This is a genomic window from Bradyrhizobium sp. 197 (assembly GCF_023073375.1).
In the GTDB taxonomy this organism is placed as follows: domain Bacteria; phylum Pseudomonadota; class Alphaproteobacteria; order Rhizobiales; family Xanthobacteraceae; genus Bradyrhizobium.
In genome coordinates this window covers 1-14,253 of sequence record NZ_JADPJJ010000078.1, presented here as the reverse complement: position 1 = coordinate 14,253, position 14,253 = coordinate 1, and the positions used below count along the sequence as shown (strand labels likewise).

Below are 14,253 nucleotides of genomic sequence, written 5' to 3'. Positions count from 1 at the left end.
CGGCATCGCCATCAGCATGGACGGCAAAGGGGCTTGGCGGGACAACGTGTTCGTCGAGCGGTTGTGGCGCAGCGTCAAGTACGAGGAGGTGTATCTGCGGGCCTACGAGACCGTCAGCGAGGCGCGCGACTCGATCGGCAGATATCTCGACTTCTACAATCGCGCATCGGAACACCCATCTGGCTATGTGATTGAACAGAAGAGGCTTTGTTGGTTGGGATGCGATCCTGCGGGGTATTTTGGGTTCAGCCGCGCCCGTTCGGCAATGGCTTGTGCAGCGGATGTTGTGAGTGCGGCGCGGGCGAAGATCCAAGGGCCATCAGATAAGGGATGGATGGCCTCGATCTCGCCGGCCTCCGCTGCCAGCCGGAGCGTCTTGGGCGCGATCTTGAGAAGCTGCGCGGCTTTGCTGAGATTGAGCCAAGGCTCTATCCCGTCCTCCGCGGGCTTGAACACCGGGGTGCGATAGTTCGAGCGCATTGATGTGACGCGCTCGCGGGTCCAGCGATTGCCGTTGCCCGTCTTGAGGCCGTTGCGGTTGAGGAGGCCGGCAATCAGATCGTCGCTGGCGATCAGCACCAGTTGACGCACGGCTTGGATAATATCGGCAGAGGTGCTGTTGCGCTGTCCGCGCCGGCGCTTGGGCAAGCGCAACTCGCTGTGGACGCCTCCCACCCAGTGGACGATGAGAGCGATTTCGGAGGCCGCATCGTCGATATCGGCCACGACCTCATGGATCAGGGTGCGCACGATGCGCTTCTTGATACGGGCATCGGTCGTCGGCGCTGACCAGACGGTTCGCAGGTTCGACGGCAGGATGCCGAACGAGGCCGGAGCGACGGCGGGAGCAGGTGTACTCGCATCAGGCGCGGCAAGTTTGCCCTCGACCTCCGCCAAATGGACGAGCGCCCTATTCCAGCGCGCTTCAAGCTCGCTGGCCACCAGCCGGTTCGCGGGGTCAGCGGCATCGTATTGCCGGAAGGCCCGGTCGGCGGCATAGCGCGCCGCTTCGAGGTCGCGACTGAGAGCATCGCGCACCTGATCCCGCCGTTCCCTGGCTTCCTTGGCGGCCGCGGTTGCAGCGGCGATAGCGCCCGGACCGACGACGCCAAGCAGCGCTTCCTCGACTGCATCATCGACGCGCAGTCCGCCGAAGCCGATGCAGTGAGGGCCACCATTGTCCATCCAGGCGCGGCTGCAGCTGTAGCGCGGGATATGGTGCTTCATGCCGGAGTACCGGAGCGTGAGCTTGCGGCCGCAGCGCTTGCACCGGATCAGGCCGGCCAGCAGCCCGTCACCATGCTTGGGCGCGCCGTGATGCCGACCGGTGGGAATGTTGCTGCTGACCATCGTGCGGATCGCCTCGAACCTCTCCCAGCTCACATACCCTTCGTGGGTGTTGGGCTTCAGCGCCAGCCATTCGTTCCGCGCCTTGCGGCGGATCTTCACGCTCACGCCTGCGGCGCTGTATCCCGCCGCCACAGCCGTCTTACCATAGGCATAGGCGCCGCCGTAGACCGGGTTCTCAATGATCCGGTGGATGGCGGAGTAGCTCGGTCGCCGCCAGGCCGTATCGCCGTTGGTCTCCTTCACCGGCAGATCGAGATTGTACTCGTGAAGCCAGCAGAGCGCCTGTCGCGCGCTGCCCAGTTCCTCGACCTTGTCGAACACCAGCTTGATCGCTTCCTGGACACGCCGATCCGGATCCTTCTCATAACGGTCCCCGGCCTTCACGAAGCCGACGGGCGCCACCACGATTAACTCGCCCCGGCGCGCCTTCTCGTAGCGGGCCGAGAGCGAGCGCTGACGCAACAGATCCAGCTCGTACTCGTTGAGGCTGCCCTTGAGCCCGAGCAGCAGGCGGTCGTTGCCGTGCCTCGGCGCATAGATTGTCTCCTGATCGACCAGAACGGTATCGACCACGCGGCACATCTCGATGAGTTGCTGCCAATCCCGGCTGTTGCGAGCGAAGCGCGAGACCTCGCGGGCGCAAACCGCACCAACCTTACCGAGGCAAACCTCCGCCACCATCCGCTCGAAGCCGGCGCGTTGTACCCCGCCGGCGGCTGAACGACCGAGATCATCATCGATCACTTCGATCTCCGACCACCCGAGCACCGTCAGCCGGTCCCGCATGGCGTATTGCAATGCGCTGCTCTCGCGATTGTGCAACACCTGATGTGCTGAGGATTGACGCACGTAGAGAATCGCCTTGCGCTCCAGATGATGCGGTCTGACCTTGTCAGAGATCATGACCGGCCTCCTTCGTGGGCGGCGTCGCTGTCGTCGCAGCATGGTCGAGGATCAATTGCGTCATCAGGCTCGTGAGGGCCGCTCGCGCTTCCGCCGGCAGCTCCCGCCAAGCGGGCGCGCCGATGGCGCCATTTGCCAGGCCGCCCCCGAACGGATCCATCTGCTGCTGCAGCCGCGGTCGTCGATTGTGTCGGTATCCGCTCCTTGGCATTGCCGTCTCGCGTGACATGGGTCTCTCCCCGATTCTGGTCGTGAGAGGCTCTGGATGCGCCAGAAAGCAGGGCAGCTGATGGCGTTCGATCCTTCAACGCCAGATCGAGAAGCGCAGAGAGCGCCGCAAGTGCGTCGATGCTGACAAACGGCTGAGCTGTCAAAAGCTGCGCGTCAGGGCATGCCGTCCGGTCGAACATCCATGCTGGAACTTCCAGCCAACGATCTGCTCGCGACCCATCCAGCGTGCAGCGAAAAACGACAGCATCAGCCTTGTCGACAGCCCCATAAACGCTAACTCGGCGACCAAACCAAGGATGATGCCGATAAAGAACTTCGCAAGGAGCGATCCTGTGGGCGTTCTCAAACGTTGTTGTACAATCGCCGCCGTCCCCACTCGAGCCTTGACGGCAGCACACCTGATCAAGCCTACTTCACCCCACTGCCAATCCGCTTGGCAGCCTAACCCCGGCAGAGGCTCCACTTATCAAACGCGGAGATTCTGTTCAGACAACCGGGACCAGCTCACTACTGCGATGCGCATTCCGCGTGGGCCTAGTTTCGATGGACAGCAAGATTGGTGTTTCATGGATCGAAGGTGGACGATGACCAGACGGAAGTTCAGTCGCAAGTTCAACCCCGAAGCGGCGAAACCGGACAGGTAACGCGCGGCTTTCCTTTAGCGCATGGTCGAGCGCCGCAATCATCACCACGTCCGCGCTCGGCCTACCCGGATGGTAATGTCAGCCTCGATCGCGATGCCCCAGGCGTCGCAACACCGAGCCCGGACATCCAGCTCGGCACCTCAGGTACAAACTGCCGCCGGCGCCAAGTGAACACTTCTCGCGGGTCAGCCCGTGTCGCCGGGCAATCTCGGAAACGGCCGCGCGAGGTACCCTTGTCTCCTGCCAATCCGGGCATTGTCGTCCTTTCAGAAACAAGGACGTTTCTGGACGCCGGAATTGCCTTTGCTTTAACCTCACAATAAGATGATGTTAATGCCCGCGCGATCTTCAATGACACGCCCACTCACAGATCCCCGAGAGCAGGTTCGCTTGGCGTCGGTACAACCGTGAGGGCTTTTTCCATTACAGCGCCGAGTTAATGTTCGCAAGTCTCCAACTTTTGAGCTGAGTTGTCCAAGTTTGGCTGGCGCCAATCATGCGAGAAACAGAGGCCGAACCGCAGCGAACGCCTCCATCCTCCAGGCTTGACGCCGAATTTCGAAGCGATGCGGCTCTACTTTAGAGGAATTCGCCCAAGAATGAGGTTTATTCTTTCGAAATTAGCTGTCATCTCTAGGAGTGCCGAATGGCACCTCAGTGCCTACCGTCTCTCGGAATTCTAAACCTCGAACGAGGAGTGCCAGCAGGCGCCACGCCACGGGGTCCGTTGCCCGGCGGATTGATGGGTCAAGCCACCTACAATTTTCCCGTCACTTCCGAGACACTCGAAGAAGCCTGGGCCGATACAGATATCCGCGGCGATACGGCGCTCGAGGCTGCTTACATCGCGGCTGCTCGCCGGCTGGTTGAGCGAGGCGTCATTGCATTAGGCTCGAACTGCGAATTTTGGATCCGGCATCAGGCGGCGGTCGCCGCTACAATGAGGGAACCTGTCGCTGTGTGTAGCCTGCTCTTGGTGCCGACATTACTTCGCGAGTTGCTCAATTCAGCCAAGCTCGCCGTCGCGACTGCTGAATCTAAACCATTGCGGCGAAGATCCGCTGGAATCGGTGATCCGGCTGATCGAGAGAGGCTAGTTGCCGGCGGCACCGAGGTGAATTGTTCTGGCAAAATGAGATGAAGCGCCCGCCGCCACGGACGGGCTCGAGGAGATCGAGGCGGACGTTGTCGCCTGTGCGACACGTCTCTGCGACGCACACCAGGAAATCTCAGCATCCTGTTCGAATGCACAGTTTTTCGGCTATCGGCCCCTGCGATCTGCCGCCTGACCGGGCTTCCTGTCTGCGACCTAACGAGTCTGCCGCTTGACGCTAGCTTCGGTAACCTGATGGAGCCCTCAGACGTCGGTGAAACATCCGTTCATTCTTCCAACGCTAAATACTCTTCTGCCGACGTTTCTCTCCCACGAGAGCGCTTTACTGCATTCGCACTGGACGCGTAGCAACGCACGGACTCGGGCCTGTTCAAATGAGATCGTTGGAACTACATATGCGCAGCATCGAGCAGTTCGGGGATTTGCAACGCGAGGTAATCGAATGGCGGCGCTATCTCCACGAAAATCCGGAGCTCGACTTCCACGTCGACAATACAGCGCGGTTCGTTACGGAAAAGCTGGCATCTTTTGGAATCAATCGCATCGAAACAGGAATAGCAGAAACGGGCATCGTCGCATTGATCCAGGGCGAAGGCGGGGACGGGCCTACGATCGGGTTGAGGGCAGATATGGACGCTCTGCCAATTCTAGAGGCATCAAACAAGCCCTGGTCGTCCAAGGTGCCCGGGAAAATGCATGCATGCGGACATGATGGCCACACTGCGATGCTGTTAGGTGCGGCCAAATACCTTGCGAATACCCGCAAGTTTAGCGGTTGCGTTGCTTTGATCTTCCAGCCGGCCGAAGAGGTCGAACTACCATCCGGGGGCCTAAAAATGGTCGAATCAGGCATTATGGACCGGTTCAACATCTCCCAGATCTTTGCGATGCATAATTCGCCTGGCATCGAGGTCGGAAACTTTGCCATTTGCTATGGGCCGATGATGGCCTCTCAGGACGATTTCGATATTGTCGTGAAAGGCAAAGGGGGGCATGCGGCCGCGCCACATCGAGCCATCGATCCCGTGGTCATTGCGGCGCAGATCATCCTTGGGCTGCAAACTCTAGTGTCGCGAAATACGGATCCGACTGAGGCTCTTGTAATCTCCGTCACCAAGCTGAAGGCCGCTCAGGCCTACAATATTATACCCGATCAGGTTGAGATGGCCGGCACGGTCAGGACCCTCATGCCCAGTGTACGGGACTTTGCCGAGCGACAGATTTGCATGACCGCCCGGGGGATTGCGCGCAGTGCTGGCGCTGACGTCGACTTCAAGTACATTCGATCCGTGCCTATCACCATTAATCACACTAAGGAGACAAGCCTGGCCATTAAGGCAGCCCGCGATCTCGTGGGGTCGTCCTCAGTCGACGATAAGATAAAAGCGCGGATGGGGGCGGAGGATTTCGCCTACATGCTTGAAGCTCGGCCAGGTGCTATGATTTACATTGGCAACGGATCGACCGCCGGCTTGCATCACCCAGCGTATGATTTCAACGACGATGCGCTGCCTTACGGCATTGGCTATTGGGTTAATTTGGTCGAAATGGTGCTAGCAGGTCGTTGAAAAAGGCACTCGCCGCCGACCGGCGACCGTGATCATTGGCTCCGACGAGATTCGGAGATGGTGCGTGCGCGGCGGCGAGAATCGAACGGGCGAGCTGTTTAGCTACGTTGATCTGGAGGCGCGGGTGCGGCGTGATCATCCCGTGCGAGCGAGCCGGACGATTGTGAATGAGGCGCTGTCGGCGCTGGAGCGCGAGTTTGCCGCGCTCCATTCGCCGATTGGGCGGTCCCACCGGAGAAGCTGCTGCGGGCGATGCTGTTAGAGGCGTTTTACTGATCCGTTCGGAGCGGCTTCTGATGGAGCGGGCTGGAATACTACCTGCTGTTCCGCTGGTTCGTCGGAATCGGCGTCGATGATGCGGTCTGGGACCATTCGGTGTTCTCGAAGAACCGCGACCCTGGAAGGCGACATTGCGGCGAAGTTCCTGGCGGCGGTGCTGGCGCAGCCTGAGGCGAAGAAGCTTCTGTCGAGCGATCACTTCTCGGTCGATGGCACGCTGGTCGAGGCTTGGGCCTCGATGAAGAGCGTCAAGCCTAAGGACGGTGCGGGCGAGCCGCCGGCGCAAGGCGGCGGGCGCAATGCCGTTCGACCTCCGATCCGGACGCCAGGCTCTACCGCAAGGGAAAAGGCAAGGAGACGAAGCTGTGCTTCATCCGGCACGGGCTGATGGAGAACCGCCACGGCCTGCTGGTCGACGCCTGCCTGACGCAGGCCGACGGGCATGCCGAACGGGTGGCCGCGCTGCACATGATCGAGCCTCGTGCCGACCGGCCGACAGCGATACGCTTGGCGCCGACAAAGCCTACGACGCAGAAGACTTCGTCAACGAACTGCGCTCGATGAACGTGACGCCGCATATTGCACAGAACACCAGCGGCCGTAGCTCTGCGATTGACGGACGAACGACCCGGCACGGCGGCTATGCCGTCAGTCAGCGCATCCGCAAACGCATCGAGGACGCTGGATCAAGACGGTCGCGGGGCAAGAGAAGACCAGCTTCCGTGGCCGTGATCGCGCCGCATCGGCCTTTACCTTCGCTGCCGCCGCCTACAATCTGGTGCGGCTGCCCAAGCTGCTCGCGGAGACCGGCTGATGGCCAAGTTGCCCGGCTTCGCCAAGGCCTTTGTCGGCCGCTGGCGCATCGTCAAGATGGACGTCTGGGACAGCGATTTCCTCGACTTTTCGAAGAGGTGCATCTCACCTTCCAAGCAAATCCGACGGCGAAATCGCCTTTGGGGCTCTCAAGGGCTTCCTGGACGTGCGCTACGGCACCCGCGACGGATCGGCCTGCGCCGAGTTCTCATGGGAGGGCACAACGAAAATGATCCGACCCGTGGTCGCGGATGGGCTATGGTCGGCATTGCAGGCAGTTCGTCGGCCACTTCTACATTTGCAAACGTGGCTGAGTTCTTCAACAGCCTGCTAGGGGCCTGAAATTCGATTGAGCGGAGACGCAGAAACACTGCCTTCTAAGCTATACCGCTTAAACGGGTAGGCCTCTCACGCACCTCGGGACACTACGATGCTGGCGGTCACCTCAGCGACTATTCCGCTATCGCCAAATTTTGATGACGGCCGGAGCCGGTCAGGCGGCGGCGGTTATGGGCTGACGGTCGGCCGGCTTGGCGATGACCTCGATCCCATCGTTGAATGTCACACCCAGAACGAGTTTTGGCAGTAAGCGCGAAGCCGATACCCTTGCTTCAGAATTCGAATGAACGTGCGAAGAAGCCTCCGGCTCTGGACGGAGGTTTGGGATGGGATTGGACAGCAAAAAGGACGTCCATTTGGACGGCTCAACGAGGGGTCGGTGAGCCGGCTGGTGGTTCTTGAAGGACCATCGGGGCGCCGCGTACGTTCGGAAGCCGAGAGAGCTCGGATCGTCGCCGAGAGTCTGTTACCCGGTGCCCAGGTGTCCGAGGTGGCGCGCAAGCACGGAGCGACGCGCTGGCAGATCTACGATTGGCGGCGGCGGTTTCGACAGCGAGGCATGTTGCCGCCGCGCGAGGCATCGCAGCCGACATTCGCGCCGCTGGTCGTGGAAGGTGCGTTGGAGGAGCGTCAGGTTCCGGCGATCAAGCTCGAGATCGCGATCGGCGATGTCGTGCTGCGGACGGACACAGCCATAGATGGCGAGCAGCTGTCCCGTGTGATCCGCGCGATGCGAGCGTCACGATGATCGCGGCCGGTGCCGATCTGAAGATTTACATCGCGACGCGGCCGATCGACTTCCGCTGTGGCCACGATGGGCTTGCGGCGAAGGTGCAGGAGATGCTTCGTCTCGCCCCGTTCAGCGGCGCAGCCTTCGTGTTCCGATCGAAACGAGCGGACCGGATCAAGATTTTGGTCTGGGATCGAACGGGTCTGGTGTTGGTGCACAAGCGTCTTGAAGGTTGCAAGTTCGTTTGGCCAACGATCGCAGACGGCGTGATACGGATATCGCCGGCGATGTTCGCAGCCCTGTTCGAGGGGCTGGATTGGAGGTTGGTCCGCCCGGAGGAAGCGCGGCGTCCCCAGGCAGCTGGATAACTGCGGCAGGTTGACTCGGGAGCTATTTTGAACGTGGCACGCGCAGTGGCGACGTGCTCGAAATAGCGCATGAGCATTGCGGCGCTGCGCGAGGAAAACGAACGCCTGAAGGCGCTTTTGGCGAAAACGCATGCAGCCCTGAGCGAGCATCAGGGGGCACTGGCGGCATCGGAGGAAGCGCGGCGTCGGCTGGAGGTCATTCTCGGAGAATTGCGACGCGAGAAGTTCGGCGCGAAGTCCGAGAAGCTGCGGCCAGATCAGTATCACCGCTGGAAGACGTGGAGATCGCGCAAGGCATCCTGGACGCTCAGGTGAGAGCCGAGGCTGTGATCCAGGGCCGGTTGCGGAGCGCGCCGGATCAAGGTTCTCATCGCAATCGCGGCTGCTTGCCTGCCCATTTGCCTCGGGTGGAACGGATCATCGAGCCTGCGAGCACGCTCTGTCCGTGCGGTTGCGGCGCCATGACGAAGATCGGCGAGGACGTCAGCAAACGCCTCGACGTGATCCCGGCGCAATGGCGGGTGCTGGTCTTGGTCGTGTAAAAACACTGTTGCATGACGCGGACCAGCGCGGTTGAGCTCAGGCTACCGCAATCCGATCAATTTGGGCAAATTTTACGGCCACTCGACCGGAACTCATCCTGACGCAATGTCGAGCTCTTTCACGCGCCCGATGACTCGCAAGGCGCGCGCCAGCGCCTGTATCACGCCCTCACCGCCGCCAGCAGCGGTTTCATCCCGACGATGCTCAGCACGCGTGTCAGATTGTAGCCGAGCACGCAGAGCGCCATCTCGGTCGCTACTTTCGGCAGCGTCACGCACAAGAAGTGCGTCGCGCCCATGCGCATCTTCAGTGTGCCGAACGGATGCTCGACGGCCTCGCGGCGTGTGCGCATGTCGTTTGGATTCTTGTCGAGCCGCGCCTGAGCGCGTTCGAGAACGTCCTCGTGCACCCACCGCTTGATACGACGTTGCGGGCTCGGCGTGCACTTCGATTTGAGTGGACAGGTTTTGCAGGCGTTCGTCCAATAGTTGCGCAGCTTCTGGCCGTCTTCCTCGCTGGTATAATAATATTTGAGTTGCTTACCGGCCGGGCAGCGATAAACATCCTCATCTGGCAGATAAGCAAAGTCCTGTTTGCCGAAGCGCCCCGAAGCCTTCGCACCCGATGTCATCGGCTTAGGCAACGTCACCGTGATGCCAGATTGCTCGGACGCCGGGATTTCTTCGCCCTTGAAGTAGCCGCGATCGGCGAAAACATCGAGCGTGTCGGCCTCAAGAATGGCTTTGGCCTGCTGTGCTATGTTTGCAAGTTGTGACCGGTCTGAGCCACTTGTTGTCACCTCGTGCGCGACGATCAGATGGTTTTCTGTATCGACCGCCGTCTGCACGTTGTAGCCGACGATGCCGGAACCACGGTCGCTCGTGGCCATCGAACGGCTGTCAGGATCCGTGAACGATATCCGCTGATCGGGCGACGCCAGAACCTGTTTTTCAATGGCTGCGAGTTTCGCCATTTCAACGGTCAGATTTTCGAGCCGTTCCTTGATCCGCGTCTTTTTTAATTCCAGCGTTTCCGACGGCTCCTGCCGGTCGGCGGTATCGAGCTGAGCGAGATAGCGCGCAACACTCTCTTCCAATTGCGTGCGCCGCCGCTCGACTTTGCCGCGCGTGAAGTTCTTATCGCGATTATTGACTGCTTTGAATTTGCTGCCGTCGATGGCGGCGCTGGCTGCCGCGAGCAACCCCATCTTGCGGCACACCTCGACGAAGCGCGCGCAGACTTTTTTGATGCCAGGGACCATTGTCCTTGCGGAAATCGGCAATCGTTTTGTGATCGGGCGCAAGCCGGGCGAGCAGCCACATCACTTCGACGTTGCGGCCAGCTTCACGCTCGAGCCGGCGGCTCGAAGTTGAGATAACCATAAATGTAGAGCCTCAAGAGCGCGGCCGGATGATACGACGGCCTACCTGTGCCGGCAGGCTCAACGCCACCGAACCCAAGTTCAGCCAGATCGAGGGCCGCAACGAAGGCGTCGATCACGCGAACCGGATTGTCATCTAAAACCCAGTCATCCAGGCATTCCGGCAACAAAGTCGATTGCCCGCGATCAGCCCCTTGAACGAAGCGACTCATGCCCAGCCCCCGCCGATTCAGTGCGGGAATCATAGCAGACAAGGCGTTTTCACACATGGGGTAATTCCGGGCTCGGAGCCATACTCAGGCTCTGGGAATCAGCTCTCCAGGACTCGACGAGGCCCACTCCAAGGCCTTGCAATGATGGAGAGAGGCAATGGAGCACTATGTCGGATTAGACGTGTCACTGAAACTGACTTCGATCTGCATCGTCGATCGGACAGGAAAGGTCGAGCGCGAAGGGGTGGTTACGTCTGACCCGGAGGCGATCGCGACGTTCATCAAATTGCACGCGTCACACGTCGTTCGGATTGGACTCGAGACCGGAGCAACGTCGACATGGCTGTGGACCGAGCTGAATAAGATCGGGTTACCCGTTATCTGCATTGACGCCAGGCATGCGAAGGCGGTTCTGAAGATGCAGATCAATAAAGAGCGACCGAAATGACGCTGCTGGCATTGCGCGCATCATGCAATGTGGTTGGTACAAGGAGGTTTGCGTCAAGGATCTCGACAGTCATGCGACCAAAGCCCTTCTTGTCAGCCGAGCTCTGCTCGTCAAGATCAAGCGGGATATCGAAAATCAAATTCGGGGGCTCCTCAAGAATCTTGGGCTCGTCATCGGACGAGCAAAGATGAATGTGTTTGCTGTGCGCGCCACGCAGTTGGCCGAGGAACGGTCAGAGCTTTTTGCCGCTGTCGATCCATTGCTGAAGGCACGCGAGGCTGTCGAGCAACAGATTGCGGACCTTGACCGCAAGGTGCTGCGGCTGGCTCGCAACAATGCTCAGGTGCGACGGTTCATGACGGCTCCTGGCGTCGGCCCGGTCACGGCCCTTTGCTTCCTTGCGACGATCGATGACCCCGCTCGCTTCAAGCGGTCACGAAGCGTCGGAGCCTACGCAGGGCTAACGACTCGCCGATACGCATCCGGGGAGATTGACTGGACGGGCCGAATCTCGAATGCGGCGATAAGATGCTGCGAAGTTACCTCTACGAGGCGGCCAATGTGCTGCTGACACGCGTAGCAAAAGGGTCAGCACTCAAAGCGTGGGGCATTCGGGTTGCGAAACGAAGCGGCCTACGCAAAGCCAAGGTTGCGGTTGCCCGAAAACTTGCTGTCATTCTGCATCGGATGTGGATCGATGGTACCGAATTTAAATGGTCATCAAGGGATGCTGCTGATCAGCCTGCATAAAGGATAAACGAGTTCCCGCCGAACAGCGGGAGCGAACGTCCCTGCCGGGACGCTGGCGTTGGTGAGATCGCCCCTGGCTTTGCGGTGCTCGAAAGGGCAAAGCGCGCTTCACACATTGATCCGCTAACGTCATCTTACGCCATCATGCGGAGGGCACGCCCCTACCGCGGAGAGAACCATGGACCCGGCAAGGATGTTCAAGGAGAGCTTGACCTCACGCCCGGAATTAGAGAACAGCCAGGGTCACGAGCCGCCCGAAATACATCTGTCGCCGCTGCTCGGGCCCTGTCGTGCAGCCCCACGCGCCGGAGCACGTCGTGCCTGCTGAACTGCCGACCGAAGCGGCGATTGCGCACGTGATCGTCTCCAAGTTCGGCGACCATACACCGTTTTAGCGTCAGGCCGAGATCTATGCGCGCCAGGGGATCCGACTTGATCTGGCGACACTGGGCAACTGGTCCGGCCGCGCCTGCTTCCATCCAGCCGATCGCGGACCACATGCGTCGCCATCTGGAGAGTGCAGATCGTCTGTTCATGGACGAAACCACGGCACCCGTGCTCGATTCCGGGCGTGGCCAAACGAAGAAAGGCTACTTCTGGGCGATCGTCTCCGACGACCGCGGCGACAGCGGCCCAAGTCCTCCGATCGTGCTGTTCCGATATGCTCTCGGTCGCAGCGCGCCTTCGCCGAGCAGTTCCTGGATGGCGTTAACGGACGGTTCCTGCAATGCGATGCCTATGACGGTTATAACCGGCTGACCGACGTTGCACGACCGCAGGGGCCGTGGAGCTCGTGCATTGCTGGAGCCATTTGCGCCGGCGCTTCGTCAAATTGGCCCGCAACAGCAAATCGCGATCGCCGAGGCCGCGGTTCGGCACATCGCACAACTTTATGCCATGGAAGCCGTGATACGCGGTTCATCGCCGGACATCCGGCTGGCCGCGCGCAAGGAGCACTCGCTGCCCATCGTCGCCGCGTTCAAGCCATGGTTTGAGAAACAGCTGTCGATGATCTCCAGTGGTTCGACGCTCGCCGAGGACATCCGCTACGCGCTCAATCACTGGCAACGGCTGACCCGCTTTCTCGAAGACAGGCGCCTCGAGCTTGACACGAACCCGGTCGAGAATGCCATCCGGCCCGTCTGCCTGACCAGAAAAAATGCGCTCTTCGCCCGTCATGAAGTCGGCGCGGAAAACTGGGCCTTGCTCGCCTCGATCGTCGCCATCTGCAAGCTCAACGACGTCAACCCGGCCGCCTACATCGCCGAAACACTCGAGACGATCATCGACGGCCATCTCCATAGCCGCATCGAAGACTTCATGCCGTGGCGATTCCGCAAAACGTCAAGCCAGCCTCAATCGGGCTGCGGCTAAGCGCTTACTTTTGGCAACTGGTTCTGGCCACCGAGACGACGCCAGCTTTTCTGCGCGGCCTCAAGCAGTTTGAAGACCATAGCGAGTGCCGTCTTGTTGGACAGGCAGCCCTTCGATCGGATGGTGCGGTGGCGCACGGTGGCGAAGGTGCTTTCGAGGGGGTTGGTAACCGGTATGAGAGTTCTCGGTGCCAACGTTCCGCTGCGGTGTTCTGCATCGTGGCGTATGGTGCGACCATCGGGACAGAGGCACCGGGAGCACGATGTGCGGGCAGGCCGATGCATACGATGGGCCGAGAGCTCGAGTTAGTAGCTGGCCGCCTCTGCGACTCGCCCGGTTGCGCTGAGAGCGCGAATCCGTAGTTGGCGTGTCGCCCGTAGCTCCCGTCATGTGGTCTGATTGGCAGGAGGTGCAAATGCGACGGGTGATTGGCATCGACGTCCACCGACTCGGGGAGGTGGTGTTTTGGGAAGACGGCAAGCTCCGACATGCGGGCCAGGTTGATATGACACGGACTGCGCTCGAGGGATTCGGCAAGACCCTGCTTGCCACTGATGAGGTGGTGCTCGAAGCAATGCCAACAGCATGGCGGTGTCGCGGGTTCTGGCGCCGTTTGTGGCGCGGGTGATTATCGCCAATCCGCCGCAGGTGAAGGCGATCGCCCAGGCTCACGTCACAACCGCCAAGATCGATGCCGGCACGCTCGCCAGTCTCCGGGTGGCCGGGTATCTGCCGCAGATCTGGACGCCTGACGCGGAGACCGAACGCAAGCGCAGGCTGGTGGCGCGACGCTACCAGGTCGTGCGGCATCGCATGCGGCTCAAGAACGAGGTGCTTCCGATCCCGCACGCGCACCTGATCCCGAAGTGCCCGCATGCCGATCTTTTCAACACCCGCCCGCAAGTGCGGGCAGCCTTGACCGCCCTGCGCGCCGCGGCTGGGAGATCGGTGGCGGCCGGAAGAATGGCCCGCAGCGCAACCGAACAAAAGAATGGACTTACGGCGATCTCCGCAATCGCCGCCTCGGCCATGAAGAAATCGCTCGTCCATCTCATCCGTGGTCCGCAGGTGTTTCCAGTGCTCGGCCGGTAAGTCGTCGAACGCCAGCTCCTGCAACGCGCGTTTGGCCTTCGGCTGCTGGCTCTTCGGCAACTTGGCGAGCACGTTGGCGGTCTTGTGCACCCAGCAGCGCTGCTCGCGCGTTTT

At 60.6% G+C, this 14,253-nt stretch carries 10 protein-coding genes and 10 pseudogenes; 14 read left to right on the top strand and 6 right to left on the bottom strand.

Translation table 11 applies throughout. The annotated features are described in order from the left end of the window. Window positions 1-181: pseudogene (locus IVB27_RS18810) on the top strand (integrase core domain-containing protein); the annotation flags it as partial. A gap of 2 nt (window positions 182-183) precedes the next feature. Here IVB27_RS18810 and IVB27_RS18805 read toward each other — a convergent pair. The 3 genes from IVB27_RS18805 to IVB27_RS18795 form a co-directional block, all read right to left on the bottom strand. Continuing rightward, window positions 184-2,253 (bottom strand): recombinase family protein, encoded by a 2,070-nt coding sequence (locus IVB27_RS18805; RefSeq protein ID WP_247444822.1) that lies wholly within the window; start codon window positions 2,251-2,253, stop codon window positions 184-186. Further along, entirely contained in the window at window positions 2,243-2,413 is a 171-nt protein-coding gene (locus IVB27_RS18800; RefSeq protein WP_247444821.1) for a hypothetical protein, read from the bottom strand. The genes IVB27_RS18805 and IVB27_RS18800 overlap by 11 nt, the downstream gene beginning before the upstream one ends. Before the next feature lie 210 nt (window positions 2,414-2,623). After that, the gene (locus IVB27_RS18795; protein ID WP_247444826.1) at window positions 2,624-2,860 is read right to left on the bottom strand and encodes a hypothetical protein; all 237 of its coding nucleotides are present in this window, start codon (window positions 2,858-2,860) and stop codon (window positions 2,624-2,626) included. A gap of 1,010 nt (window positions 2,861-3,870) precedes the next feature. Here IVB27_RS18795 and IVB27_RS18790 point away from each other — a divergent pair. The 9 genes and pseudogenes from IVB27_RS18790 to IVB27_RS18745 form a co-directional block, all read left to right on the top strand. Further along, window positions 3,871-4,269 carry an aspartate/glutamate racemase family protein gene (locus IVB27_RS18790; protein WP_247444820.1) on the top strand — a complete coding sequence of 133 codons (399 nt, stop codon included), beginning with the start codon at window positions 3,871-3,873 and terminating at the stop codon, window positions 4,267-4,269. 368 nt (window positions 4,270-4,637) lie between these two features. Further along, on the top strand, window positions 4,638-5,810 hold the full coding sequence (locus IVB27_RS18785; RefSeq protein WP_247444819.1) for a M20 aminoacylase family protein: 1,173 nt from the start codon (window positions 4,638-4,640) through the stop codon (window positions 5,808-5,810). A gap of 64 nt (window positions 5,811-5,874) precedes the next feature. After that, window positions 5,875-6,903: pseudogene (locus IVB27_RS18780) on the top strand (IS5 family transposase). Next, window positions 6,903-7,216: pseudogene (locus tag IVB27_RS18775) on the top strand (hypothetical protein). Before IVB27_RS18780 ends, IVB27_RS18775 begins: the two co-directional pseudogenes overlap by 1 nt. A 116-nt stretch (window positions 7,217-7,332) precedes the next feature. Beyond that, window positions 7,333-7,491 carry a hypothetical protein gene (locus tag IVB27_RS18770; RefSeq protein WP_247444825.1) on the top strand — a complete coding sequence of 53 codons (159 nt, stop codon included), beginning with the start codon at window positions 7,333-7,335 and terminating at the stop codon, window positions 7,489-7,491. Window positions 7,492-7,524: 33 nt separating this feature from the next. Continuing rightward, window positions 7,525-7,989 carry an IS66-like element accessory protein TnpA gene (tnpA, locus tag IVB27_RS43650; RefSeq protein ID WP_524536491.1) on the top strand — a complete coding sequence of 155 codons (465 nt, stop codon included), beginning with the start codon at window positions 7,525-7,527 and terminating at the stop codon, window positions 7,987-7,989. Next, on the top strand, window positions 7,986-8,339 hold the full coding sequence (gene tnpB, locus IVB27_RS18755; RefSeq protein ID WP_247444817.1) for an IS66 family insertion sequence element accessory protein TnpB: 354 nt from the start codon (window positions 7,986-7,988) through the stop codon (window positions 8,337-8,339). Before tnpA ends, tnpB begins: the two co-directional genes overlap by 4 nt. Before the next feature lie 69 nt (window positions 8,340-8,408). Continuing rightward, window positions 8,409-8,654: a hypothetical protein gene (locus IVB27_RS18750; protein ID WP_247444816.1), complete on the top strand. Its 246-nt coding sequence runs from the start codon at window positions 8,409-8,411 to the stop codon at window positions 8,652-8,654. Window positions 8,655-8,725: 71 nt separating this feature from the next. Continuing rightward, a pseudogene (locus IVB27_RS18745) lies at window positions 8,726-8,875 on the top strand (IS66 family transposase zinc-finger binding domain-containing protein); the annotation flags it as partial. Window positions 8,876-9,042: 167 nt separating this feature from the next. Here the strand turns inward: IVB27_RS18745 and IVB27_RS18740 are convergent. Then, a pseudogene (locus IVB27_RS18740) lies at window positions 9,043-10,475 on the bottom strand (IS1182 family transposase). Between the two features lie 157 nt (window positions 10,476-10,632). On the opposite strand from IVB27_RS18740, the pseudogene IVB27_RS18735 reads away from it, so the two are divergent. The 3 genes and pseudogenes from IVB27_RS18735 (at window position 10,633) to IVB27_RS43640 (ending at window position 13,047) form a co-directional block, all read left to right on the top strand. Beyond that, window positions 10,633-11,673 (top strand): annotated as a pseudogene (locus IVB27_RS18735) (IS110 family RNA-guided transposase). Window positions 11,674-12,084: 411 nt separating this feature from the next. Further along, window positions 12,085-12,855: pseudogene (locus tag IVB27_RS43645) on the top strand (IS66 family transposase); the annotation flags it as partial. Window positions 12,856-12,876: 21 nt separating this feature from the next. Next, window positions 12,877-13,047, top strand: coding sequence for a transposase domain-containing protein (locus tag IVB27_RS43640; protein ID WP_524536492.1), 171 nt, complete (start codon window positions 12,877-12,879; stop codon window positions 13,045-13,047). Here IVB27_RS43640 and IVB27_RS18720 read toward each other — a convergent pair. After that, window positions 13,044-13,214 (bottom strand): annotated as a pseudogene (locus tag IVB27_RS18720) (IS256 family transposase); the annotation flags it as partial. The gene IVB27_RS43640 and the pseudogene IVB27_RS18720 overlap by 4 nt on opposite strands. Window positions 13,215-13,462: 248 nt before the next feature. Here IVB27_RS18720 and IVB27_RS43635 point away from each other — a divergent pair. Further along, window positions 13,463-13,938 (top strand): annotated as a pseudogene (locus IVB27_RS43635) (transposase); the annotation flags it as partial. A gap of 144 nt (window positions 13,939-14,082) precedes the next feature. Here the strand turns inward: IVB27_RS43635 and IVB27_RS18705 are convergent. After that, a pseudogene (locus IVB27_RS18705) lies at window positions 14,083-14,253 on the bottom strand (IS256 family transposase); the annotation flags it as partial.